19 protein-coding genes are annotated in these 24,540 nt (G+C 64.7%); 3 read left to right on the top strand and 16 right to left on the bottom strand.

What is annotated here, in order from left to right; translation table 11 throughout:
- Positions 1–207: 207 nt before the first annotated feature.
- The 15 genes from BLS75_RS00810 to BLS75_RS00890 all read right to left on the bottom strand — a co-directional run bounded on the left by BLS75_RS00810 (position 208) and on the right by BLS75_RS00890 (position 20,026).
- Entirely contained in the window at positions 208–657 is a 450-nt protein-coding gene (locus BLS75_RS00810) for a PTS sugar transporter subunit IIA (RefSeq protein WP_015636047.1), read from the bottom strand.
- A 252-nt stretch (positions 658–909) separates the two neighbouring features.
- Positions 910–2,010, bottom strand: coding sequence for a cytochrome-c peroxidase (locus BLS75_RS00815; RefSeq protein ID WP_072449998.1), 1,101 nt, complete (start codon positions 2,008–2,010; stop codon positions 910–912).
- 1 nt (position 2,011) lies between these two features.
- Positions 2,012–4,807, bottom strand: a complete 2,796-nt coding sequence (locus tag BLS75_RS00820) for a TonB-dependent receptor (protein WP_072450000.1) — start codon at positions 4,805–4,807, stop codon at positions 2,012–2,014.
- A 119-nt stretch (positions 4,808–4,926) separates the two neighbouring features.
- A complete protein-coding gene (locus BLS75_RS00825; protein WP_220803148.1) occupies positions 4,927–5,925 on the bottom strand; it encodes a FecR family protein in 999 nt (332 codons plus the stop codon).
- Positions 5,918–6,436, bottom strand: a complete 519-nt coding sequence (locus BLS75_RS00830; RefSeq protein ID WP_011061887.1) for a sigma-70 family RNA polymerase sigma factor — start codon at positions 6,434–6,436, stop codon at positions 5,918–5,920. The genes BLS75_RS00825 and BLS75_RS00830 overlap by 8 nt, the downstream gene beginning before the upstream one ends.
- Before the next feature lie 422 nt (positions 6,437–6,858).
- Complete coding sequence (locus BLS75_RS00835) at positions 6,859–7,419, bottom strand: flavin reductase family protein (protein WP_053152433.1); 561 nt, start codon at positions 7,417–7,419, stop codon at positions 6,859–6,861.
- 24 nt (positions 7,420–7,443) lie between these two features.
- Entirely contained in the window at positions 7,444–8,679 is a 1,236-nt protein-coding gene (locus BLS75_RS00840) for a cation:proton antiporter (protein WP_019094363.1), read from the bottom strand.
- 154 nt (positions 8,680–8,833) lie between these two features.
- Entirely contained in the window at positions 8,834–9,925 is a 1,092-nt protein-coding gene (locus tag BLS75_RS00850) for a Rieske 2Fe-2S domain-containing protein (protein WP_019094365.1), read from the bottom strand.
- Between the two features lie 24 nt (positions 9,926–9,949).
- The gene (locus BLS75_RS00855) at positions 9,950–11,653 is read right to left on the bottom strand and encodes an NAD(P)/FAD-dependent oxidoreductase (RefSeq protein WP_011061883.1); all 1,704 of its coding nucleotides are present in this window, start codon (positions 11,651–11,653) and stop codon (positions 9,950–9,952) included.
- 42 nt (positions 11,654–11,695) lie between these two features.
- Positions 11,696–12,781 (bottom strand): monodechloroaminopyrrolnitrin synthase PrnB family protein, encoded by a 1,086-nt coding sequence (locus BLS75_RS00860; RefSeq protein WP_072450006.1) that lies wholly within the window; start codon positions 12,779–12,781, stop codon positions 11,696–11,698.
- On the bottom strand, positions 12,781–14,394 hold the full coding sequence (locus tag BLS75_RS00865; RefSeq protein WP_011061881.1) for a tryptophan halogenase family protein: 1,614 nt from the start codon (positions 14,392–14,394) through the stop codon (positions 12,781–12,783). The genes BLS75_RS00860 and BLS75_RS00865 overlap by 1 nt, the downstream gene beginning before the upstream one ends.
- A 515-nt stretch (positions 14,395–14,909) precedes the next feature.
- Positions 14,910–16,655, bottom strand: coding sequence for a ubiquinone-dependent pyruvate dehydrogenase (gene poxB / locus BLS75_RS00875; protein ID WP_072450010.1), 1,746 nt, complete (start codon positions 16,653–16,655; stop codon positions 14,910–14,912).
- A 118-nt stretch (positions 16,656–16,773) separates the two neighbouring features.
- Positions 16,774–17,838, bottom strand: a complete 1,065-nt coding sequence (locus tag BLS75_RS00880; RefSeq protein ID WP_239690625.1) for an NAD(P)/FAD-dependent oxidoreductase — start codon at positions 17,836–17,838, stop codon at positions 16,774–16,776.
- A gap of 152 nt (positions 17,839–17,990) precedes the next feature.
- Positions 17,991–19,532, bottom strand: coding sequence for an MFS transporter (locus BLS75_RS00885; protein WP_011061878.1), 1,542 nt, complete (start codon positions 19,530–19,532; stop codon positions 17,991–17,993).
- Positions 19,529–20,026, bottom strand: a complete 498-nt coding sequence (locus tag BLS75_RS00890) for a GlcG/HbpS family heme-binding protein (protein WP_053152425.1) — start codon at positions 20,024–20,026, stop codon at positions 19,529–19,531. The genes BLS75_RS00885 and BLS75_RS00890 overlap by 4 nt, the downstream gene beginning before the upstream one ends.
- A 104-nt stretch (positions 20,027–20,130) precedes the next feature.
- Here BLS75_RS00890 and BLS75_RS00895 point away from each other — a divergent pair, with 104 nt between their 5' ends.
- The 3 genes from BLS75_RS00895 to BLS75_RS00905 all read left to right on the top strand — a co-directional run bounded on the left by BLS75_RS00895 (position 20,131) and on the right by BLS75_RS00905 (position 23,384).
- Entirely contained in the window at positions 20,131–21,012 is an 882-nt protein-coding gene (locus BLS75_RS00895; RefSeq protein ID WP_011061876.1) for a LysR family transcriptional regulator, read from the top strand.
- A gap of 75 nt (positions 21,013–21,087) precedes the next feature.
- Positions 21,088–21,465 carry a VOC family protein gene (locus tag BLS75_RS00900; protein WP_072450013.1) on the top strand — a complete coding sequence of 126 codons (378 nt, stop codon included), beginning with the start codon at positions 21,088–21,090 and terminating at the stop codon, positions 21,463–21,465.
- Between the two features lie 356 nt (positions 21,466–21,821).
- A complete protein-coding gene (locus BLS75_RS00905; RefSeq protein WP_011061874.1) occupies positions 21,822–23,384 on the top strand; it encodes a TerC family protein in 1,563 nt (520 codons plus the stop codon).
- Positions 23,385–23,415: 31 nt separating this feature from the next.
- Here the strand turns inward: BLS75_RS00905 and BLS75_RS00910 are convergent, their stop codons facing one another.
- Positions 23,416–24,516: a GGDEF domain-containing protein gene (locus tag BLS75_RS00910; RefSeq protein WP_011061873.1), complete on the bottom strand. Its 1,101-nt coding sequence runs from the start codon at positions 24,514–24,516 to the stop codon at positions 23,416–23,418.
- Positions 24,517–24,540: the final 24 nt, after the last annotated feature.

The raw sequence follows: 24,540 nt of genomic DNA on the forward strand, positions 1-24,540 counted from the left end.
GAATATGGAGAGCGGCGCGGCGGCAGGGCAGGCACCCCCTCAAGCGCTGGGCTGCGCGAAGTGTAATGAACGTTAATGGATGAGCCGGCTAACCGCCAATAGATGAAATCTTGTGCCGGAAGGTGATCGGTGGGGCTTGGGCTATCCCATTTGCCGCGGGGGAGCGGCAAATGGGTATTGCGTGCTGGAGCAGGTGTCTGGGTCAAGCTACCAGTGATCGAACAGCTGTTTGACCTGCATCGGTGCAGTACAGCGCAGCAGGGCCTGGCGAAACCGCGGGTTGGTAAACAGCCGGGCGGTGTCGGCCAGCAGGTCCAGGTGCTGCTGATCGGCGGGAGCGGGCACCAGCAGCACCAGGATATCGCTGACCGGCTGCTGGTCCGGGGCGGCAAAGGCCATGGCGGTCTGCGGCCGCAGGTACAGCGCATGAATGCGATCGAGCTCGGCGAGCCGCGCGTGGGGCACCGCCACCCCTTCACCGATGGCGGTACTGGCGGCCAGCTCCCGGCGCCACAGGCTGGCGGCCACCCAATCCGCCGGCAGTTGCCGGGTCTCTTGCAGGTGCTGGCCGACCTGCTCGAACAGGCGCTGCTTGTTCGTGACATTGACCGCCAGGAGGATGTCTTCGACCTGCAGATAGCGGGCGACTTTGCTCATGGGCTTCTCCGGGAGCTTCAGGCTTGGCTTGCAGGCTATTGAAGCGCATTTGCCAGGTGCCGGGAGGGGCGGGCGGGCAGTCTTTACGAACTCTTTAGATCGCCAGCCGCCGGCCCGCCGCCGCCAGGCACCTGTTGCCCAGCGCCTCGAAGTCTGGCTCGACAGCGGTATCCGCAGCGGGCAGGAGGTGATCAAGTCCCTGGCGCTGGCTCTGTGTGGGCACACCGATGTGCAGCCGCCGCGGCCAACCTCTCATAGGGCTTCCAGGAAAGCCTTCAGTGCCTTCAGTTCGGTCCGGTCCAGCTCCAATACCTTCAATTGCGCTGACGTCACGGGAAACAGCGGGTCTTGCAGCTGCCCCTCCTTGGGTACGGGCCTGGGCATGCCTGCGTTGTAGAACAACAGCACCTGATCGAGGCTGCTGGCCAGCCCGTTGTGAAACCAGGGGCCGGTATGGCTCACCAGCCGCAGTGAAGGTGTGCGCATGCGCCCGACATCCTGCGCCAGCCCGGTGACTTCATAGCGCCCGAGGTCTTCGCGCAGGCGCCCATAGAAGGTCAGGCCTGCATTGTGGAAGCGGTCGTCCTGCATCCCCGGGCCGAAGTGGCAGTTCATGCAGCGTGCCTTGGTGCGAAACAGGTGCAGCCCCTGCAATTGCTGGTCGCTGAGCGCCTTCGCCTGTCCCCGTAGAAAACGCTCGAAGGGGGTGCGTTGGGCAACCCGCAGCAGGCCACGCTGATAAGTCGCCAATGCCGCCGCCACTTGCTCGGCACCCAGCGCCTGTCCGGGAAATACCTGGGCGAACTGTGCCGGGTAGTCCGTGGTGTCACGCAGCCGGGCCACCAGTTCCGCGACACTGAAGGCCATCTCCTTGGGGTCGACGACCGGCATCAGGGCCTGCATCTCCAGGCTGTCGGCGCGCCCGTCCCAGAACAGCTTCTTGGCCAGGCCGCTGGCCACCAGGCTCGGTGCATTGCGCCGGCCCGCGGCACGGTCATGCCCGAACGAAACCCGACGCCCATCGGCGAACCCCAGGTCCGGTTCATGGCAGGAGGCGCAGGCAATCTGCCCCGAACGCGACAGGCGCGGGTCGAAGAACAGCCGGTGGCCCAGATCGGCCTTCTGCTGTGTGTAGGGGTTGTACGCCGGGGACGGCGCCCGCTCGGGCAAGGGGCCCAGCTCTTGCCAGGCCACGCCGGCATCCACCTGCGGCGCCGGCCACTGCGCGGGGGGCCGGCTGTACAACTCGCGCAGGCAAGACGGTTCGCTCGTGGCGCAGGCCAGCACGTGCTGCGGGCCAATCACCAGCACCATGCCGAGCATGACCTGCAGGCTCTTCAGGGACCGGCGCATTTCAGAACGCGTATCCGACTTCGAGCCAGTACTGGCGGCCCACCTCATAGGTCGAGACCGAGTTGCTGTTGACCGTCTGGTTGGCATTGACCGACTTCTTGTCGAGCACGTTGAACACGTCGACATTGATGAACACGTTCTGGTCCCTGGCGGTGGGAATACGCCAGCCCAGGCGCGTGTCCCAGGTCAGAGCCGCCTGGAATTTCTGTTCCTCCCAGACATCCACCGAGGTCCCCATGTAGTCCACATTGCGCCCCGTGTCGCCAATGCGCTTGTAGCCGGCGCGGTAGCGCCAGAAGTTGCTCCACTGCAGATTGGCCTGGGGGATCTCGGTGATGGTCGTCAGGCGGGCCGTCCAGGGCCGGTTGAAGTTGCTGGCCGGGCGGTCGTCATAATTGATGAAGCTGCCCTGGTACTGGATGACACTGTTCTGGTAGTACAGGTTCTCGGCGGCGACGTAGGTCGGTGCGGAGGCCTTGCTGTCGGTCCAGTTGAGCGCCAGTTGCCCGCCGGTCTGGGTGCCCAGCAGTGTCCAGCGCTGCAACGGTGTCACCGTCAGGGTGTAGGTGTCGGTCTCGCTCTTGCCGTCGTTGGTGTAGGTGGTGTAGTTGCTCGCCAGCGTCGGGTCCGTGGAGGGCTCGCCCAAGGTCTTGCCGGACACCTGAACCACCTGGTCGCGTCCCTTGCGATTGACATACTTGAGGGCATATTCGACCCCGGCCCATTGCTGCACCACGCCCAGCATCAGCTCGTCGTCGTAGGGGATGTCCAGCTGATTGAAGCGCACCTGGTTGGCCGCGTTGGATTTGACCACCCAGGGTTTGTCCAGGCTGTCGCGGGTTTCGTTGAAGCGCAGGCGGTTGCGCCCGTCCTGCAGCTGCCAGCTGCTGACGCTGCGCCCGTAGTAACGGTTGACGCCGGCATTGAGCAAGGTGGTGCGGTCACCGAACAGGTCATATTCCAGGGAGAAGCGCGGCGCCCAGGTGGTCTTGTCCATGTAGTCGTCGCTGTCCACGCGCACGCCCGGGCGCAAGGTCAGTTGGCCGAGGGTGATCTCGTCCTGCAGCCAGCTGCCCCAGGAGGTGGTGGTGAAGTCGAATTCGCCAGTGGCATAGCGGGTACGGCTTTTCATGTACTGGCCCGCCCAGCCGTTCAGGGTCTGGCCGATGTTGCAGGCGACGCTGTCGGTAACCCCGGCGCCGTTGGTGCAGGTAGTGGTGGCCGCGGGGGCGACATAGGTGCTGCTGTCGGTCAGGCGCTCGTAGCGCACGTACTGGCGGGAGAACTCCAGGCCGGTCTGCGGGCGGTGAGTCATGCCCAGCCAGTCGACGCTGCGCCAGTCGGCATTGAGCTTGTACTGCCAGGTACGCTGCTGCTGCTCGATATCACCCCAACCGCCTTCAAGGGTATTGGAGGTGGCCTTGTTGCCGATGCCCCAGTCCTTGGTGGCCGACTTGCGCCAGGTCCAGTAGTCGGCAGAGTCGGATTGGCGGCTCTGTTCCTGGCCGCTCCACGCCAGGTTCTGTTCGACGCGCGCCAGGTCGCCATCCCAGACGGTGCGCAGGTTCACTTGGGTGCCGCCGGCCTTGTTGTCATAACCCGAGTTGGCCACGTTGGCACGGAAGTAGTGACTCTCCTCGGGGGCATGGGTCACGCTGGTCTCAACAGTGAGTTGATCGCTGGCTTTCCATACCGACTTGAGGAAGTAGTTGTCGATGCGCCGTTGCTGCTTCTCCTCGTGAAAGCCCATCTCCTCGACATTGTTGTAGGAGTAGAAACCCAGGGGGATGGTCGAGCGCTTCTGGCTGAAGCTGCCAAGCAGGCCGAAATTGTCGGTCAGGTGGCCCTGCAGCGTGCCACGAACGGTGACCTTGTCGAACTTGGGCTGCTCGTCGGGAGAGCCCGAGTTTTCCATGCGCTGTTCTTCGCTTTCGTCGACGTGATATTGGGTCCAGGCGGAACGGGTGGTCTGCACCGAGAATTTGCCGTGCAGCGCCTGGGTCGGTGCACGGGTCTGTGCATCGATGACGCCACCGTTGAAGCCGCCATAGGCCGCTGGCACGTTGCTGTCCAGGACCGTGATGTTCTCCAGCAGGTCGGTGTCCAGTGCCAGGCCCTGGCTGCGCCCCGGTACCGCGTCCAGCAATTGCACCCGGTATTCGGCCGGATCGATGTCATTGTTCATGTTGATGCCATCGACCAGGAAGGCATTCTGGTAGAACTGCGCCCCGTTGATGCTGATGTTGGCCGGGCCGATTTCGCCAGGGGTCTTGCTGCTCAGCTGAGCGTCGTCGAACTGCACGTTGGGATGGCTGCGCAACAGGCTGGTGATGTCGCCATTGCCCGCCGGCATTGCTTCGATCGTCGCGCGGTCCACTCGGGTTTCACCCTGGGGCAGCGACAACTCGCCAGGCACCTTGGTATTGCCCAGGCGGACCGGGTCGGTACGCGGGCGAGTCGCCCGTTGCACCATCAGCGCGTCGTCACCGATGTAGATCCACTCCAGCTGGCTGCCCTTGAGCAGTTTCGCCAGCGCCTGCTCGGCGCTCAGTTCGCCCTGCACCGCCGGAGCGTTCAGGTTGAGCAGCAGTTGGCTCTCGACGCTGATCTGCAGGCCGGTCTGCTGTGCCAGCGCCATTAGCGCCGTGCTTAACGGCTGGCGTGCGATGTCGATGCTATGCCGTGTCCGATGGTCACTGGCCAAGGCCGGCAGGGACACCGCCAGCCCCACTGACAGCCACAACAGCCGCGCACTGCGTCGGCAACCCTGTAGTCCCTGTTGGGGGAAAATGGACATGCTCTGGTGAACTCCCCGTTCAGTGCGAACAATACGCACATGCTAATGAGAATAATTATGATTAACTCAGCGGGGCAATAAACGAACGGCGATCGAGAACTTCCAGAAAATTTTGAAATTTATTGTTTTGCCGGCACTTGCGGCTCTTTGCGGATCAGCGTGAGGTAGGGGCCCCATTGCCGCAGATGCCCACCCAACGGAGCGATCGCCAGTTGCAGTGCGCTGACTGGCGAGCGCAGGTTCAGCGAAGCGGTGATGCGCCGCTCGCCCAGAGCAGGGTCCGTCAATAGCAGTACACCGGGGTAATAGTCCTGCAGCGCTTCAACCACCTCGGAGAGTGGCCGGTCATTGACCAGCAACTGCCACTGGCGCCAGGGGGCAACCTGGCCAGGCAATAGCCGACCGCGCTGCGGCGGGCCCTGGTCCAGGCCAAGGCGAAGGCTATCGCCCGGGCCCAGGGCCGGCACCGCGAGTTCGCCGCGCCCATCGCGAACCTGGACAGCGCCGCTCTGCACGGCTACCACCACGGCGGTGCGGCTGAGGTCCACGTCGAATGCAGTACCTATGACCCTGACCTTGACGTCCGCAGCCTGCACCGTGAACGGGCGCGAGGCATCGTGGCTGACCTCGAAGAACGCCTGCCCCCTGAGCAGGGTGACCGCCCGCGTACCGGGTTCGAAGTCCACTCGAATAGCGCTGTCGCTGCCCAGTTCAATACGGCTGCCGTCACTCAAGAGCACTTGTCGGTGCTCGCCGGCTGGGCTGGTATGGGCGGTCGGTGGTGTCGGCCCGGCCAGCAACAGCAGGCAGGCCGCCAGTGCAAGCGCCTTCAGTGCCCGCCGCGGCCTGTTGCGCCGAGCCCGGAGCGGGGTGGGCAAAGGCTGGGGCACGGGTGGTTCCAGCGGCGCCAGGCCGCCACTGAGCAACCAGACTTTCTCGGCCTTGCGCCAGGCGACAGCATGGCGCTCGTCAGCGGCCAGCCAGCGCGCATGGGCCTGTTGCAGCAAGGCGTCATCCGGCGCTGCATGGCATTGCAGCAGCCAATCCATCGCCGCCTGCCACACGGGGTCGTCCTTCAGTGAACCGGATACAGGTTGAGGCAAGGGGGTATCAGTCATCGGCCAGGTGCTCCGCACAGTGGGTCAGTGCGTCACGCACCAGCTGGTGCGCCAAGCTGGAGGAGATCTTCAGCTCAGCGGCAATTTCCTGGAAGGTCAGGTGTTGCAGGCGGTGCATGTGGAAGGCCCGGCGCGTGCGCTCCGGCAGCAGTGCCAGCGCATCTTGCAGCAGGCGCAACTGGTCGCTGTGCAGCGCCTGATGCTCCGGTGATGGCGTACTCGAGGGCAGCTCGTTCAGCAGATCGGCGCCATCGGGATGACGATTTTCCAGGGTCGAGCGCCGCAGCAGGTCAAAGGACAGGTTGCGCACGATGCGGTACAGGTAGCCCACCGGGTTGCTCGGCTGGGCGGCACTATCGGCCTGGCCGCAGAAGCGCAGCCAGGCCTCCTGGACCACTTCTTCGGCTTGAGCCCGACAACCGACAATGGGCGCCGAATAGTCGACCAGCGCGGTACGGTGGGAAAGGTAGAGCTCGAGTTTATCGCTGAGATAAGACACGGCGGCGATCATTCAAGGCGGGATCAGACGAGGGGGCGGGATTCTATCCTTGATTGCAAATGATTATCAAATGCATTTTCTGAGCCTCAATCAGCAGCGCCTGGGCAAGCCTCGCGCTGGGATGGCCAGGCTTCAAGGGCCTAAGGCATTCGAAAAAAACGTACTACAAGGGCTTTTTCATTGGGCACAAACCCAATAGTGATTATTCATGTCCTGGCGTGGGTGTCGGATCGACTTCAGAGGAGGAGGAGGAGGAGGAGGAGGAGGAGGAGGAGGAGGAGGAGGGAAACTACAAACAGCTGTCGCGGGCGCTTGGCCGGTCGGGCTGGTTGTTCGCTGAGGCGCTGCGAGCGAGCCACTGAGGTCGAGCTGCTGCCACATCCAGGGGCACCTGGATCAGTGACCCTTCCCGGTAAAAGATCACATGAGCCAGGCTATTCGTGCTTGAGGACGCTTTCTGCTCTATTGCTCCCTAGACCCCGGTACTGGCCTGCATGAAAGACCAGCGGTTCTGCGCCGCTGTAGCGGTATTGTTCGATCTCGCCAATGAAGATCAGGTGGTCACCGCCCTCGTACTGGGTGACGTTGCGGCACACCAGCACTGCCACCACATCGTCCAGCACCGGGGCTCCCGCCTTGCCATAGGAATGAGCTACACCGGCGAACTTGTCGGCTGCTGCCCGTGCGAACTGCTCCGACAGGTGGTGCTGGTGCGCGCCCAGTACGTTGATGGCGAAGTGGCTCGCCGAGCAAAAGGCCTTCAGGCTCGGTGCCGTGCGTGCCAGGCTCCAGAGCACCAGCGCCGGTGACAGCGACAGTGAGGAGAACGAGTTGGCCGTCACGCCGACGTTGCGGCCGTCAGCGGTGCGGGTGGTGATCACGGTCACACCGGTAGCAAACTGCCCCAGCACGTTGCGCAGTTCACGGGCATCGCGGACATCGCGGCCCTCGGCATCGAGCAAATCGTGAACTTTGGTTTCGGTGGCAGCATTCATGGTGAGCTCTCCCCTCAAGCTGGCTCAGGCGGCCTGTTGGCTCATTGCGCGGGTTTGCATGCGCAGCGTGAATCGAACCAGCGGTGCGGTCAGCGCCGTCGTCACCAGTGCGAACACCACGAGGATCGTGTAGACCTTTGGCGGAAGAATCTGCATCTGCAGGCCGATTGACAGGACGATCAGCTCCATCAACCCGCGCGTATTCATCAACGAGCTCACCAGCATCGCATCGTGCGGCGCCAGCCCTGTGCCACGCGCGCCCAGATAGCTGCCGCCGAACTTGCCGATGAATCCGCCCACGAGGAATACCCCGCACCACATCCAGGATGCCGCGTCGTCGATCGTGCCGACCGACGCATGCAGCCCCGCACACGCGAAGAACACCGGCATCAGTACAAGCTTGACGAAACCTTCGACGTTATCGCGCCACTCCTTCGCGACGCCGGGCACGCGCCGCACGAACAGCGCCGCCGCAAGTGCGCCAAATGCACTATGGAATCCGATCAGCGACGTCGCGAGTGCCGAGGCTATTACAAAGCAGAGCAACACGGCCAAGCGGTCGCGCGTCGCATGCGCAGTCGAGGCGAGCCGCGCAAGCACCGGTCGCACCACGAAGCGCACCAGGAGCGCGCATAGCACCAGGTACACGAGCAGGCTGACGAGCATGTGCGCAAATGCCCAGCCAGGCCCGCTCGATAGCGAGGCAATCGTTGCCAGCAGCATCCAGCCGAGCGCATCCGTCAGCATCGCGGCAGACATTGCGTGCCGTGCGCCGACCATGGCGCCGAGCGCCAGGTCGTCGATGATGCGCGCCATCACCGGCACCGCTGATACCGCAAGCGCGACACCGCAAAAGAGTATGTAGGGCAGCGCCGGCACGTCGCTGGCGAGCGTATCTTTCGAGACGATGGCGACGATCATGCCGATCGCGGCCGGCGCGATGAGCCCGCCCGCCGCGATCGCGACAGGTATGCGCCAGCGCTTGCCGCGCAGCGTCTCGCTCAACTCCATATGCAGACCGATCTGAAACATCAGCAGTATCAGGCCGACTTCGCCGACTTGCGCCATGGCTGACAGCGTACGTGGGCCGAACAACAGGTCGTAGAAACTGGGTGCGATCACGCCGAACAGCGAAGGCCCCAACAGCAGGCCGGCCGCGATCTCGCCGACCACCGCGCACTGGCCGAGCCGTTCGGCAAGGCGGCCGCAGAGGTTGCAGAGCGCGATCACCAGCACGAGTTGCAACAGCCAGATGGTCATGGATACCTCGCAAAGAGCGACACCGACACCAAGCGGGTGGCCGCGAGCCCAAGCGGGCCCGCCGCGCCGTACGCCGTGATCTCCGTGACGCAGCTCGAAAGGTTCGCAAGCGCCGGGCAGCGCGACGCGGCCGCTACCGGCTCGGCCTCACGCATTACTGCTCACTCGCGACACGGTCGACCCAGCCGCGGTAGAACGCACGGTACTTGAGCACGAGCTTGTCGTACTTGCTGTACGCGCCGCCGCCGTCGGGCTTCATCCCGTTCCAGATTTTGACGTCGTACCCCGCTGCCTGTCTGGTCTGCAGCCCGAACAGCACGAAGTCGGTCGCACGGCGCAGGACGCCGCCCACCTTCTTGATCGAGATGAGCATGTGCATGATGTTCTTGCCGTCGCTCACCGGTGTCACACACTGGAGCAGTTTGTATTTGACGTCTGCGTCCAGGGCAACGGTCATGACGCACCCGCCGGGGTAGCCATCGAAGTGCAGGTTCATCTGCGACATGTTCAGGCCGAGCGCGCGCGACAGCATGCCGAGGGGGCCGAAATAGCGGTTCACGTGGAAGTCGATCCCGGCACCGAACCAGGCGCCCGCCCGGGCCAGCGACTCAACCTCCGGCCACCGGCTCCAGTCGTCGAAGAGCTTGAGCTCGAAGGCCGAGATCGGAAGCGCGTGCACGGGGGTCGCGTGCTGTGCGTCGTAGAAGTTCTCGACGATCCGCAAGACCGCCGTCGTCGTCTCGAACGCGAAGTGCAGGTGCATGAAGTCGCCGTTGTCGACGTCGGCTGCGGTGATTTCGGGCAGCGGGTGCAGCGGCTGCGGGGAGCCGTACCAGACCCACACGTAGCCGTATCGCTCGGTGGTGACCAACGTCGGCTGGCGCGCCGCGCGTGGCACCGGCTCGAGCTGGCGCACCACCTCGCTGTGTCCGGGGATGTGAACGCACTTGCCTTGCTCGTCGTAGCGCCAGTGGTGAAACGGGCACTGGATGCACCCGTCCTTGATCCGCCCGTCAGCCAGGTTCGCGCCCAGGTGCGAGCAGTGGCGGTCCATCACCACGGCCTGCCCCGTCGCTGCGCGCCACGCCACGTACGGACGGCCAAAGAGCGTCAACTCCTTCGGCTTGTCCCTGAGGTCGTTCGAGCGCATCGCGACGTACCAGCTCGCGGCCACGCGTGTGGTCGCGTCGTACGCCCCCGGGGGATGCTTCTTGACGCTCGCTTGATCCAATTGAATGTTGTTCATCGCGTGTGTGCCGTCCTTGGCCGACTACTTCTTCAGAGCCAAGCCGATGCGGGTGGTGATGTACGCCTTGAGCAGCGCGAACATCGGGTTGTAGTCGAAGTACTTCTTCACCTCTGCCGGCGCGCGGGTTTGCGTCCAGTACATCAGCTTCATCGCCGGTATCAGGCTGTACTTCGAGTTGTTGAGCTGCGGCTTGTCCCCGGTGATGCAGTACCCGAAGCCGAACATCGGCTTGGCGAAGTCTCGTTCGTCGATGAGGGCGTGAATCCGCAACGCGGCCTCCTCGGCCGACTTGTGCCCGGCGCTCACGGCCTCGACCTCGGCTTTGGCGTCGTTGAACAACTGGTAGTACTGCTCCATGTCCGCGCACAGGTACCCGAGGTACGGCGGGTCGTTGTCGAGGTGATCGAGGTCGCCCTCGTCGCGCGACGCGCGAAACCTCGCGTGGGCTTGCACCAGCCGGAACTGCCCGAGGATAGTGCCGACCGCCCACAGCCGGTGGAACGCGTCCCATAGGCGGAAGTCCGAGAACGCCGTGTAGCAGCAGCTGACGAAGTCGTCGTTGTGGTCCAAAAGCTTTTGCTGCAGGCGCTCGATGTACTCGAAGCGCTCGGGGGAGAAGTCGTCGTCGCGTAGCGCCTTGATGAGGCGCGCCGCGAGCGCGTGGATGGTCACCGCGGTGTTCTCGAGCCCCCGGGAGAAGAGCGGGTCGATGAACCCGTTCGCGTGCAGCATCAGGCAGTAGCGGTCGCCGACGCAGGCGTTCGACGAGAACTGCAGGCGGTCGGTCTTGACCCAGTCGCGCACCGGCACGGCGTCCCGGAACTGAGCGCCGATGCTCGGGAACCGCGCGAGGAACTCGTCGAATTCCTGCTGCGCGGGAATGTCGGTTTTCGGGTAGACACGCGGGTCGAGCTGCAGGCCGACGCTCACCAGGTTATTGGTCGAGCGCGGGTGGTTGTTGAACGGAATCACCCAGAGCCAGCCGCCCGTGAACATGTGGTGCAGGGTTCCTTCGTGCCAGCGCCAGCGCTGCCCCTTGACCTTGAAGATGTCGTCGAACGGCTTGACCCCGAGCATGTGCGTGTAGAGGCTGCGCGAGTGCGTCTTGAAGCGACACGGCTCTTCGCGGAGCCCGAACTTGGTCGCCAGCGGCGCGCCGGGGCCTCCGCAGTCGATCATGTACCGGCCGGTGAACCGCTCGCCCTCGGCGGTGGTCACCGCGACGCCGTCCTTGTCCGCGTGATATTCGGTCACGCTCGTCTTCTGGCGGACCGTGCAGCCATATTTGATGGCCGCTTGCAACAGATAGGCGTCGACGTCTTGCCGGTAATAATGGCTCTCCGGCCCCCACGGCAGCTCGGGAATGACGCACTGGGTGAACTCCTTCGGGTCGTGCTCCTGGCCAGGTTTGTGGAACACGAAGCCGAAGTTGCGCTTGATGCCCGTGCTCGACGAAACGTAACGCTGCGTCGAGTAGAACGAGGTGATGTGGCCGAGCTCCGGAATGTCGTAGCGATCAGCGATGATGCGGTTCATGAGAGACGTTTCGGGGATCGACGATTCGCCGATCGTGAACCGCGGGTGCGACGACTGCTCGATGATCAGCACGCGAAACTGTTGTTTGGCCAGGATGGCCCCCATCTGGGTACCGGACATGCCCGAACCGAGGATGATTACGTCGAAGTGGTTGCTATCGTGTCCGTTCGCGGGGCTCTTCTGAGTCATGGGGGCAAACTCTCCTTGTGAGATAACACTGGGTCGCGCGCATCAGGATTCATCGAGCGCGGCGCGGATGCGGGACCGCGCGGCACAGGTGAGCGTGAGTAGATCGCCGAGCATGCTGGGCGCGTAGCCCCCGCTGCCGGTTGTGGGGCCGCTGCGCCCGGCTTCGTATGCCCGCTCCGCCAATTTGAGGTGAGGGGCCCGGAAGCGCAGCAGGACCTTGAAGACCCGCTCGAGGGCCGTCAGCCCAGCCCGGACGTGCTCGCCCTGCGTACCCGCCGCTCGCGCCTCGTCGAGCGCGCGGTCGATGAGCGCCGGCTTTGTGGAGAACCGAGCGTAGACCGCCCTGTACGCGGGAAGCACGTAGGGCAGGTACGTCTCTTTGAATTCTCGATAAGCTGGGTCGTCCGATTGCGAGCCCCACAGGACGTGCTCCAGCACGAAGAGGGGCATTTCTACGGCACCGGGGCCAAGGTAGTTCTGGCCCCCGACTCGAATCGGTTCGTAGAAGGGGCGCAGCTCATCGTAGAAGACCTGGGGCGAGATGAAGCGATACGCGTAGACGATCGATTCGACCATTTTCTGCAGGTAGGCTTCCAGCTCATCGCACCCTTGCGCGAACGCGGGCGAGCGCAGGGATACATCGGACAGCTCGACGGTCAACGCGATGGCCGCCTCGAGGGCCGCCATCGAAATGCGCACGCTCTCGAGCAGGTGCGCTTCGTCGGGCAGCCCGGTGTAGCTCCGCTGCGCATCGGCCGCCGCCGGGTTCCAGACCGTCACATGCAGGAGTGTCTCGCGCGGCGGCAAGTCGGTCACCCGTGCCAGGTCGAGCAGCACCCGTTCAAGCCCAGGCACCAGGTCCACGGGCTCATGTCCGTGCCGCTTGAGCGACCCCAGGAAGAAACCGATGTCCCGCATCGCGGCGGCGGCTTCGACGAAGCCCCAGCTGGAGGGCACGCCGCGCACCGGGAGGAACTCGCGCAGCAGGCCGACGATGCCGGGCACGTCCTTGTCACGGTTCAGGGCCGGCAGCTGCAGAACCAGCGCGCGCGCCTGTAGCGGATCGCAAGCCGCCACGGCAGCGTGCGTGGCCGCGAATGCGGATACCCGGTTCAAGGTGCGTTCCACTACTGGCGTTCCTGAGCCGCGAGCGTCGGCCCGTGCTGGTTGCGCGACAGCTGCGCGCCGTCACGCAGTGACCGCAGGTAGTCGTAGTTCGTCGGCAGGCTTGTGCGCAGGCGCTCGGCTTCGCGCCGGATGCTGGCGAACATCGCCTCGGCCTTCTGGATCGACTCCGGTCGGTGCTGCAGGAGCGGCAGCGACCGGTCGGGCAGCATGCCCAGGCCGGCAAAGATGCAGTAGTAGTTGCCGTTCAACCAGAAGTTCTTGAATTCGTAGTCGAAGGTCTCGTAGTACGTGGAATCGTCGAACGAGGTGGTGGTCAGCGGCAGCCCGGCCTTGTAGCGCTCAACCTTCTCCTGGATGGCGTCCGAGAGCCGCAGTTCGTGCCGGTTCGCGAGCCAGAACGGCGTGTCTTCGCGCGACGTAGTGAAATAGTGCGCCTGGACGAAGTCCCGGCAGTCGTCGAACATGTAGACGATCTCGGCGTTGAATGCGTCGCGCAACCGCGGGTCGAACGAGGTGTCTGGGAAGTGCTTCACGAGTTGGTAAAGCGCCGCGTAGATGAAGTAGATTCCCGTCGATTCCAGGGGCTCCAGAAAGCACGACGACAGCCCGATCGAGACGCAGTTGTTGACCCACGCCCGCTTGTTGCGCCCGACCCGGAACTTGATCTGGTTGAGCTGCTGATTGTCCGAGAGGCCCCAGAGTTTGAGGAAGTCGGCGGTGGCCTGGTCGCGCGAGGTGAACTTGCTCGAGAAGACGTAGCCGCTGCCGAACCGGCCCAGCATCGGAATCTTCCAGGTCCATCCCGAGTTCATGGCAATCGCGGAGGTGTAAGGCTCGACCCCCTCGCGCGCGTCGTCGTTGGGCACGGCGCTGGCGACCGCGCTGTCGCACAGCAGGTAGTCGGACATGTCGATGAAGGGTTCCTTCAGGGCCTGATTGATCAGCAGCCCCCGCATGCCGGAGCAATCGATGAACAGGTCCGCCTCCAGCGTCCGCCCTTCCTTGGTTAACAGGGTGGAGATGTAGCCGCGGTCGTTCAGTTGAACCTCCACGACCTCGTCGACCACGCGATTCACCCCGCGCTCGACGGCCCAGCGCTTCAAGAAGTCGGCCACCAGGTGCGCGTCGAAGTGCCACGCGTGGGACATCTGGCGGGTGCCGTCGGCCAGGCAGGGTGCCAGCTTGCCGTCGAGGGCCCCGGGCTGCGGATAGCACGCGTACGCCATCGGCTGCTGGAAGCCCTGTTCGCGCTTGCGCAGCCAGTAGTGGGTAAGCGGCACGCCGTCGCAGTTCGGCACGCTGCCGAACAAATGGTAGAAGTAATCTTCGCGCGATGGGTCGGGAGATTTTCTCCAGTTCACGAACTTGATCGCGGCCTTGAAGGCGCCGTTCACTTGGGGCATCCACTCCCGCTCCGGTATCCCGAGGAAGTCGAAGAACACCTTCTGCAAACTCGGGATGGTCGCCTCGCCCACGCCGATCCGGGGGATCGCCGCAGACTCGATGAGCGTGATGTTTACCTGCTGTTGGAGCGCCCGGACGAGGTACGAAGCGGCCATCCAGCCCGCGGTGCCGCCGCCCACGATGACGATATTCTTGATTGGCTTGTTCATAACACTCCCTGTTTCGAGGCGGGCTGTCTGTGAGGAGGGGAAGGCCGCCAGTCTCTGTGCATCCGTGCAAGAGGCACATCAATGTGCTTGTCGGTTTTAGACTCTAGCCTGCCGGAAAAGCGATGCACCTTCCGTTTCCGAATTAGCATTCAAAAAAGCAAAGGCATTTGGTCTAAAGGAAAATATTGCGTAGGTTTTTTGCGCCTGATCAGTCGGCCGCTGAGGGGGGGGCTGAAGTTTGGGCATGCCTTCATCCGCCACCGATCTTGAGAGAGGCGAGCCGCTCAAAAATGATCGGATCACTGAAGGAACGCGACGGTTTTCTTGTCCCGCTTGTGCTTACGGCCAATCCGTTGGCATGCAGTCGAAACGTCTTGATGGATGAGAAGCGAGGCGGGGAGGTGGTTTTCCCAACGCCACCCTCGTTGGATGCTACTGCCACCCTTTTCATGGACACAGGCCTCTAATGTGGGTCCATTAGAGGCTGCGATGGCATGCCCGGGGGTAGAGCCTTTCTAGGTGATCTTGAACCAACTGTCCTTGAGCCAATTGGTCCTGGCCAGTTCGATCACCTCGTCGCCACGCCCGCTCATCACCGCCTTGAGCATGTACAGGCTGAAGCCCTTGGCCTGTTCCAGCTTGATGGCCGGCGGCATGGCCAGTTCCTGGGTGGCGGTGACCACGTCCACCAGCACCGGGCCGTCATGGGCCAGGGCGGTGCGCAGGGCGCCTTCCAGTTCTTCGGAGTTTTCCACCCGCAGGCCGAGAATGCCCATGGCGTTGGCCATGGCGGCAAAGTCCGGGTTGTGCAGGTCGGTGCCGGTGTCCAGGTAGCCGGCGGATTTCATTTCCATGGCGACAAAACCCAGGGAGGCGTTGTCGTAGACCACGATCTTCACCGGCAGCTTGAGCTGGGCCAGGGAGATGAAGTCGCCCATCAGCATGCTGAAGCCGCCATCGCCGGACAGCGAGATCACCTGGCGCTGGGGGAAGGCGGCCTGGGCGCCCATGGCCTGGGGCATGGCGTTGGCCATGGAGCCGTGGTTGAAAGAGCCCAGCAGGCGCCGCTGGCCGTTCATTTTCAGGTAGCGCGCGGCCCACACCGTGGGGGTGCCGACGTCGGCAGTGAAGATGGCGTCTTGGTCTGCCAGTTCGCTGAGCAGCCGGGTCAGGTACTGCGGGTGGATCGGCCGGCCAGCGGGCGAGGGCTGGGCCAGGTCGTCCAGGCCCTGGCGCGCCTTGGCGTAGTGCTTGAGGGATTCTTCGAGAAAGCGGCGGTCGCCCTTATAGGGCAGGCGCGGCAGCAGTGCGGCGAGGGTTTCGCCGACGTCGGCGGCGATCCCCAGGTCCAGTGGCACTCGCCGGCCCAGGGCCTGGGGGTTGCGGTCGATCTGTATGACGCAGGCGTCGCTGGGGTAGAACTGGCGATAGGGAAAGTCGGTGCCGAGCATCACCAGGGTGTCGCAGTTGAGCATGGCGTGGTAGCCGGAGCTGAAGCCGATCAGGCCGGTCATGCCGACGTCGAAGGGGTTGTCCCACTCCACGTGCTCCTTGCCGCGCAGCGCGTGCACCACCGGTGCACCGAGGGCGTCGGCGAGGGCCACCACCTGATCGTGGGCACCGGCGCAGCCGCTGCCGCAGAGCAGGGTCACGGCCTTGCTCTGGCTCAGCAGTTCCACCAGTTTGTCCAGGTCGTGCGGGGCGGGCAGGGTGCGCGGTGCGTGCAGGGCCGGCCATGGCTTGCTGGCGGCGGGCACCTGTTGCAGGGCCACGTCGCCGGGGATCACCACCACCGCCACGCCGCGGTTGAGGATCGCGCTGCGCATGGCTCGGTGGAGCACCTCGGGCATCTGCGCCGGGTTGCTCACCAGTTCGACGAAGTGGCTGCACTCCTTGAACAGCTCCTGAGGGTGGGTTTCCTGAAAATAGTCGAGGCCGATCTCCGAGGAGGGGATCTGTGCGGCGATGGCCAGTACCGGCACATGGTTGCGGTGACAGTCGAACAGGCCATTGATCAGGTGCAGGTTGCCCGGCCCGCAGCTGCCGGCGCACACCGCCAGTTGCCCGGTGGTGGCGGCTTCGGCGCCGGCGGCAAAGGCGGCCACCTCTTCGTGGCGCACATGCATCCACTCGATGGTCTGCATGCTGTGCAGAGCGTCGGTGAGGCCGTTGAGGCTGTCGCCGGTCAGCCCCCAGATACGCTTGACCCCGGCCTGTTCAAGGGTGGTTGCCAGTTGCTGGGCGATGGTGATGTTCGCCATGAAGAGCTCCTGCGGTCCGCTTAAGAAGTCGTGCAATCAAATGAGGACAACAGGCGAGTGCGGATGATTCCGTGAAATCTTGCAGGCCCTGCCGCGGTGTGGCGACAGGGGCTGGTGTTCAGGCGAAGCGTGCCGGTCGGCAGGCGGCCAGTTCGGCGCAGGTTTGCCCGTGCAGCAGTTCCTGGCAGATCAGGCGTGCCACCGTGGGGGCCAGGGTCACGCCGGCGTGCATCACCGCCAGGTACAGGCCCTGGTAGCGGGTGCTGGGGCCGATGATCGGCAGTTGGTCCCCGGGCATCGGCCGCAGGCCGACTTCCACGCTGCGCAAGGTGATGGCCTGGGCGCCACGGAACAGCTGGCGGATGCTGGCCAGGGCCTGTTGCGCGATGGCCTCGGGCCCCTGTGGACCCTGGGCATCGATATAGTCCTCGGCCAGCAGCAGGCTGCCGTCCGCCGCTTCGCGGATTTCCAATTGGCTGTTGGAGACCAGGGTCTTGACCAGGCCCGGTGGCGCATTGATGCGGATCAGGATCGACGGCGAGGCCTGCACCGGCAACTGAATACCCAGGGGCGCGAGCAGGGCCGGGGTGGCGCAGCCGCTGGCGAGCAGCACCTGGTCGGCACGGTGGAGCCCGGCGGCGGTGTTTACTCCGAGTACCCGCTGGCCTTCGACCCGCAAGCCAAGTACCTGGGTCTGGTCGAACATCCGGGCGCCGTGGGTGCAGGCCGCATCGAGCAGGGTGCGGGTGGCGGCCACCGGGTCCAGGCTGCCTTCGCCGGGTGCATAGCGGGCACGCTCCGGCAGCACTTGCAGGTGGGGTTCCAGTTGGCCAACCCCGGCCCGGTCCAGCCACTGGGTCGAGGTCTCGGCGGTTGGCTCGTCGGTATCTGGCGCTTGCTGGTCGGCCGCGCCGTAGGTCAGCGCGCCGGACCAGCGGATCTGCAAGGCCGGCAGTTCGTGCTGCAGGCGGCGGTAGTCTGCCAGCGCCTGGGCCCGCGGGGCGCGGGCGGCTGCCGGGAACTCGCCGTGGGGGTTGATCCAGGCAAAGGAATGGCGGGTGACGCCCGAGCCCGGGCTGTCCTGTTCCAGCACGGTCACCTGCGCGCCCTGGCGGGCCAGGTGGTAGGCAATGGCGGCGCCGACAATCCCGGCGCCCACCACGATCACGCTTGAAGGCTTCACGCTCACCTCGTTATCCATTCAATGGGGCGTTGCGAAGGGCGCACCTTAACCGTGGCGGATTGCCCCAGCAATTGAACGAGTGTTGTGAAATTGCAAGCGGGCGGGCCAGGACCGCTGCCGCAGGCGCGGCAGCGGTTTGTGCAGTGCCTGGGCTATTGCAGCTTCAGCGTCAGCCCCGACGCCTGGGGCAGCGGGTTGCGCATCAGCCGGCCCACCACCAGGGCGCCGAGCAGGGCGAGCATCCCGGCCACCGTCAGCACCAGGCCGAAACCACCGACAAAGGCCTGCCGGGCCAGGGGCTCGACCAAGGCCCGTGCATCGGGCGGCAAGCCGGCCATCGCGCCCTGCATGTCCCCGGCCACCACCCGTGAGGCAATCTCCGGTGCCTGCTCCAGCCAGTGCCCGGGCACGGCGTGCAGGCTGCCCTGCAAGAGCTGCTGGGTATGGCTGGCCAGCAGCGCACCGAACACCCCGATGGCCAGCATGATGGCGCTGAAGCGCATGGTGGTGCTCATGCCCGAGGCCATGCCGGTGCGCTCCCGGGGCACGCAGGCCATGATGTTTTTCTGCGTGTCGCCATTGAGCAAGCCGGCCCCGGCGCCGGTCACGGCGATTGCCAGGGCGAAGTTCAGGTAGCCCCCGGCGTGTACCGCCCAGGCGCTGAGCAGGTTGCCGCAGCCCACCAGGGTCAGCCCTGCGGCCATCAGCGTGGCCGGCGCATAGCGCCCGGCCAGGCGTGCGCCGATCCGCGGGCAGATGAGCATGGTCAGGGCGAAGGGCAGCATGCCCAGGCCCGAGGCGATGGCCGAGAAGCCCAGGCCGTTCTGCAGGTAGAAGGGCAGCAGCGTCATCATCACCTGGGCACAGCCGGCGTAGGCGAACATGCCCAGCAGGGCGCCGATGAAGCGCGGGTGGCGGAACAGTTGCAGGTCCACCATGGGCCGGCTTTGCAGCCGCTCGATCAGCACGAACAGCCCCAGCAGCGCCACGCCTGCCAGCAGGCGGGTGGTGGTGGCCGGATGGCTCCAGCCGATGCGGTTGGCCTCGATCAGGCCCCAGATCAGGCACAGCAGGCTGGCGCTGAAGGCCAGGCTGCCCCAGGGGTCGAGGCGCGCCGCCTGGGTATCGCGGGATTCCGGCACGTTGCGCAGCACACTCCACAGCAGCAGCGCACCCACCGGCAGGTTGAAGTAGAAGATCCAGCGCCAGCCGAAGTACTCGGTGATCAGCCCGCCGACCGTGGGCGCGGCAGTCATGGCCATGCCCATGCAGGCGCCCCAGAAGGCCCAGGCCTTGGCCCGCTCCACTTCGTCGTGGAAGGTATGGCCGATGGAGGCCAGGGCCGAGGTCAGCAGCAGCGCCGCGCCCACCCCCTTGAGCGCCCGGGCGATGTCCAGCAGCAGGGCGTTGGGCGCCGCGCCGCAGCCCAGGGAGGCGAGGATGAACAGGCCCAGGCCGCAGAGCAGGGTGCGCTTGCGGCCGAAGCGGTCGGCCAGGCTGCCGGCGGGCAGCAGCAGGGCGGCGAAGGCCAGCATGTAGGCGCTGACCACCCACTCGATATCGGCGAAGTTGGCCCCCAGGTCACGGGCGATGCTCGGCAGCGCCACGGCGACGATGTTGGTGTCCAGAACGATCAGCGAACAGACCCCGGAGGCGGTGAGCAGGGTCAGGCGCGGGTTGACGGAGCGGTTCATTGCGTGGCCTGCCGACTGAGGGTGGCGAGGGCGGCCAGGGCGATTTCATCGTCGTGGGCCGGGGTGTCGGCACTGACCCCGATGGCGCCGATCACCTGGCCGTCGACGATGATCGGCTGGGCGCCTTTCATCATCACCAGGCCGGCGCTGAGGGCCGCGGGGCGGCCGCCATTGACGGCGTTTTCCAGATCCCCGGAAGGCCGCTTGAACAGCGCCGAGGTGCGTGCCTTGCCCTGGGCCAGCTCGACTCCGGCCACCACCGGGGCGCCGTCCATGCGCGCGCCCAGTATCGGCCAGCCGCCGTCGTCGACGATTGCCACGGCGCAGGGCCAGCCCTTGGCCTGGGCGGTTTGCTGGGCGGCCCTGAGCAGGCGCTGGGCGTTGTCCAGGGTAAGGATTGCCTTGTGGGCAACGACGGGGCGGCTGTCCTCGGCTGCCGCAGTCTGCAGCACGCAGCAGGTGATCATTGCCAGAAACAGGGGTTTGACGCGCATGGCAGAGGCTCTCTACTGTGAAGGTTCGCTCAGCTTATCCCGGCCTTTCGTGGTCTTCGTTAGCTGCTGGCGACCAGTTCATTACCTTTGAGCTAATGCCCATCATGGAAATTCGTCACTTTCGCTACTTCCTGGCGGTGGCCCGGCAGCGCAATTTCACCCGCGCCGCCGAGCAATTGGGGATTGCCCCGCCCACCCTGAGCCGGCAGATCCAGGACATGGAGAACACCCTTGGCACCCGGCTGTTCCTGCGCCAGCAACGCGAGGTCAGCCTGACCGAGGCCGGCGCCACCCTGCTGCTGGAAGCCGAGGCCACGGTGCGCCAGTTCGAGTTTGCCCAGCGCAATGCCCAGCGTGCCGGGCGCGGCGAGATCGGCCATATCGAACTGGGCTATGTGGCCTCGGCGGTGTATTGCGGGCTGTTGCAGAAACAGGTGCAGGGCTTTGGCCGCGACTGCCCGGACGTCAGCCTCAACGTGCGGGAGTGCCCGATGGCGACGCTGCCGGCGCGGATTGCCGATGGTCGCCTGGACGTGGGCTACATTCGCTCGCCCATGACATTGCCGGAAGGGGTCGAGGCCATTCGCCTGGACGCCGAGGGCTTTGTCCTGGCGCTGTCCGATGAATCCTGGCTGTGCCGCCTGCCGCAGATCGCCTCCGAACACCTGCTCAATGAAACCTTCATTCTTCCGGAGCAGATCAGCGGCACCTTGCAGGTGGCGGCCCAGGGTGCCTACGCCCCCAAGCTGGGCCCCCAGCCCGGCGGCCTGGTGGCGGTACTGGCCCTGGTGTCCCTGGGGCAGGGCGTGGCAGTGGTGCCGGAGTCGGTGGTGGGCCACATCAGCCTGCCCCATGTGCTGTACCGGCCGATTGGCGGCAGCTCGGCGACGTCCTGGCTGTCGCTGATCCACCGGCGTTTCGAGCAGGCACCGGCGGTGGTGCGCTACATCGAGCAGGTACGGCGCGAGTACCGCGGCAAAGCCTGATGGGGCATGTTCAAGCGATGGCCCGGGTCGCATAATCCCCGGGCCATTCCTTTCGCTTCAGGAGCTGCGTCTTCGATGATCGACCACCTTGACCACCTGGTACTGACCACCATCGACCCGATTGCCGCCGAGGATTTCTACGTCCGCGTGCTGGGCATGCAACTGGAAACCTTTGCCGGCGGGCGCAAGGCCTTCAAGTACGGCAACCAGAAGATCAACCTGCATGTGCGCGGCCAGGAGTTCGAGCCCAAGGCCCACCTGCCGGTGCCGGGGGCGCTGGATTTGTGCTTCATCGCCAGCGTGCCCCTGGAACAGGTGATTGCCCATCTGCAACGGGCCAACTGGCCGATCATCGAAGGGCCGGTGCCGCGCACCGGCGCCACCGGCCCGATCCGTTCGGTGTACCTGCGGGACCCGGACCTGAACCTGATCGAGATTTCCGAGCAGTTGTAGCGGTGCCGGCCTGCGTCAGAGACGCGGGCCGGATAAAATCTTGTAATGATTTCCCGCTGGGGAATCGCCTTGCCCTCCCTGTAATCTCCAAGTCCGTTTTTTCCTTCAGGACTTGCATGAACACGCTCTCGGAGCCCCCCAGTCGGCGCTCTTTCCTCGCTTTGCCCCATGACTTCTCGCGCCATCCGGCGGCCCTGAGCCCCAGACGCTCAGGCAGCCATTCTCCCGGTTGCACTTGCCTGGCACTTGCCACTTCCTGCCTTTATCCGCCCGTACCCGAGGTTTTGCAGCCACTGCACCTTGGCGCTGCGTCGCGCCTGGCCGTTTGAATTTTCCGGAGCACTTGAGTCGTCGTTATGGAATGGATCGCAGACCCCACGGCCTGGCTTGGCCTTTTGACCCTGATCGTCCTGGAGCTGGTGCTGGGCATCGACAACCTGGTGTTTATCGCCATCCTCGCGGACAAGCTGCCGCCCGAGCAGCGCGACCGTGCACGGATCATCGGCCTGTCCCTGGCGTTGTTGATGCGCCTGGGCCTGCTGGCCAGCATCTCGTGGATGGTGACCCTGACCCAGCCGCTGTTCGAGGTCTTCGAGCACAGCTTCTCGGGGCGTGACCTGATCATGCTGTTCGGTGGTGTGTTCCTGCTGTTCAAGGCCACCATGGAGTTGCATGAGCGCCTGGAGGGCCATGTCAGCCAGCGCGCCGGCAGTACCACTTACGCCTTGTTCTGGCCGATCGTGGCGCAGATCGTGGTGCTCGATGCGGTGTTCTCCCTGGACGCGGTGATCACCGCGGTGGGCATGGTCGAGCACCTGTCGGTGATGATGATCGCGGTGGTGGTGTCCATCGGCGTGATGATCGTCGCCAGTAAGCCGCTGACCCGCTTTGTCAACGCGCACCCGACGGTGATCATGCTGTGCCTGGGCTTCTTGATGATGATCGGCTTCAGCCTGACCGCCGAAGGCTTGGGTTTCCATATTCCCAAGGGCTACCTGTATGCGGCCATCGGCTTCTCGATCCTGATCGAGGTGTTCAACCAGATCGCCCGGGCCCGGCGCAAGAAATCCATGCAGGGCCTGCGGCCGATGCGCGAGCGCACGGCCTATGCGGTGATGCGCCTGCTGGGTGGGCGCAGGCTGGCGGCAGAAGAAGTGGGCGAGGAAATTGCCGACTTGCTGGAAACTGATGAGGCCCCCAGCAGCGAGCTGTTCGACCGCCGTGAGCGGGTGATGATCAGTGGTGTGCTGCAACTGGCGGAGCGGCCGATCCGCAGCCTGATGACGGTGCGTGCCGAGGTCGACTGCATCGACCTTACGGACAGCCCGGAGAGTATTCGTACCAAGCTGATGCATTCTTCGTACTCGCGCCTGCCGCTGATTCGCGATGGCGCGGTGGATGAGCCTTTGGGCTTCGTGCACAAGAAGGAACTGCTCAAGGAGTACCTGGCGGGCAGCGAGCCGAACCTTGAGCATCTGGCGCGCAAGACCATCAACCTGCTGGACAGCTTTTCGATCCTCAACGCCCTGGAACAGATGCGCCAGGCGTCCACCCACATTGCCTTTGTGATCAACGAATTCGGTGACTTCATGGGCATCCTGACCATGACCGACATTCTCGAATCCATTGCCGGCGAGCTGCCGGATGCCAGCGAGATCGAAGGCCCGGATGTGATCGAAGAAGAGGGCGGGTTCCTGGTCAATGGTGCGCTGAACCTGCCTCAGGTACGCCAGCGGACCGGCTTCGGCGCAGAACCCACCGAGGACTACCAGACCCTGGCCGGTCTGGTGATGAGCCTGCTGGACCGCCTGCCGGTCAAGGGCGATCGGGTGGAGTGGGCGGGCTGGAGCCTGCAGGTCAGGGCAGTGGAGGAGCGCCGGGTAACCCAGGTGCTGCTGTCGCGCAGGAGCGTGGACTGACACTGGGGCCTCTTCGCTGGCAAGCCAGCTCCTACGTGGGTGGTGCGGGCCTGGCGGCTGGATGGAAGGTATAGCGATCCTTGCCGCCGTGCTTGGATTCGTACAGCGCCTGGTCGGCCTTGATCAGGGCCTGGTTCAGGGTTTCGCCAGGCTCGACCCGGGCCAGGCCCATGCTGATGGTCACCGGGTGCCGGGTCGGCTGGTCGCGCACCACCTGGCACAGTCGCGTGGCCAGCGCCTCCACATCCGCGCGGGGCACGTCGGCCAGGTAGATGGCGAACTCCTCGCCGCCCAGGCGGGCATAGTCGAAATCCCTCATCACTCCCTTGATATCGGCGGCGATGCGCTTGAGCACTTCGTCGCCGATGTCATGCCCGTACACATCGTTGACCTTCTTGAAGTTGTCGATGTCGACCATCGCCAGGTAATGGTCGTGCTCCCGGGGCAGAGCCTGCAGGCGCTGGCCGGCGCGGGCCATGAACGAGCGGCGGTTGGGGATCTCGGTGAGGGTGTCGAGGTAGGCCTGGTCCAGCAGCAACTTGGACATGATGTAGTTGTGCAGCCGGGCCCGGCGCAGGGTGATGAAGCTGTAGAGGGTCAATGCGCTGAGAAACAGCGCGTACACCAGCACCAGCAGCCCCTTGAGTTCCTGCAGGGTAGTGCTGGTGCGCCAGAACGGATTGAGCACCAGCCAAGTGATGAAGATCGCGCTGACGAACGACCAGCGTCGCAGAGGCATCACCGAGGCGCCGTAGAGCATGCTCGACGCGCCGAGAATCAGCCAGACCGGGCGCTGGTCGATGGGCAGCCCCTCGATCACCAGGCGTACGCCGATGGTGATGGTCAGCACGAACAGCAGGTTGACCCACTGGAAGTGCCGGCCCTGGCGGGTGAAGCCGAGGATGATGGTGGTGAAGGACAGAATGCTCAGAAAGACCATCGAATAGGCGGTGAAGCCCTGCTGCCCGGGAAAGCTGACGATCAGGTCGAAGATCAGCCAGATCAGGATGCTGGCGGTGTAGATCAGGACGCAGAAACTGCGCAGGCGTTCGAAATCATGTTGCGCGAATTCAAGCTTCAGGGCCGCCGGAGCGGCCTGTTTGAACACTTGTTCTTCAAGGGTTCTGAACATCGCGGGCCTTGGATGTGAGCTGAT

Origin of the sequence: Pseudomonas sp. NFPP12, from assembly GCF_900103205.1 — a bacterium.
Lineage (GTDB): Bacteria > Pseudomonadota > Gammaproteobacteria > Pseudomonadales > Pseudomonadaceae > Aquipseudomonas > Aquipseudomonas protegens.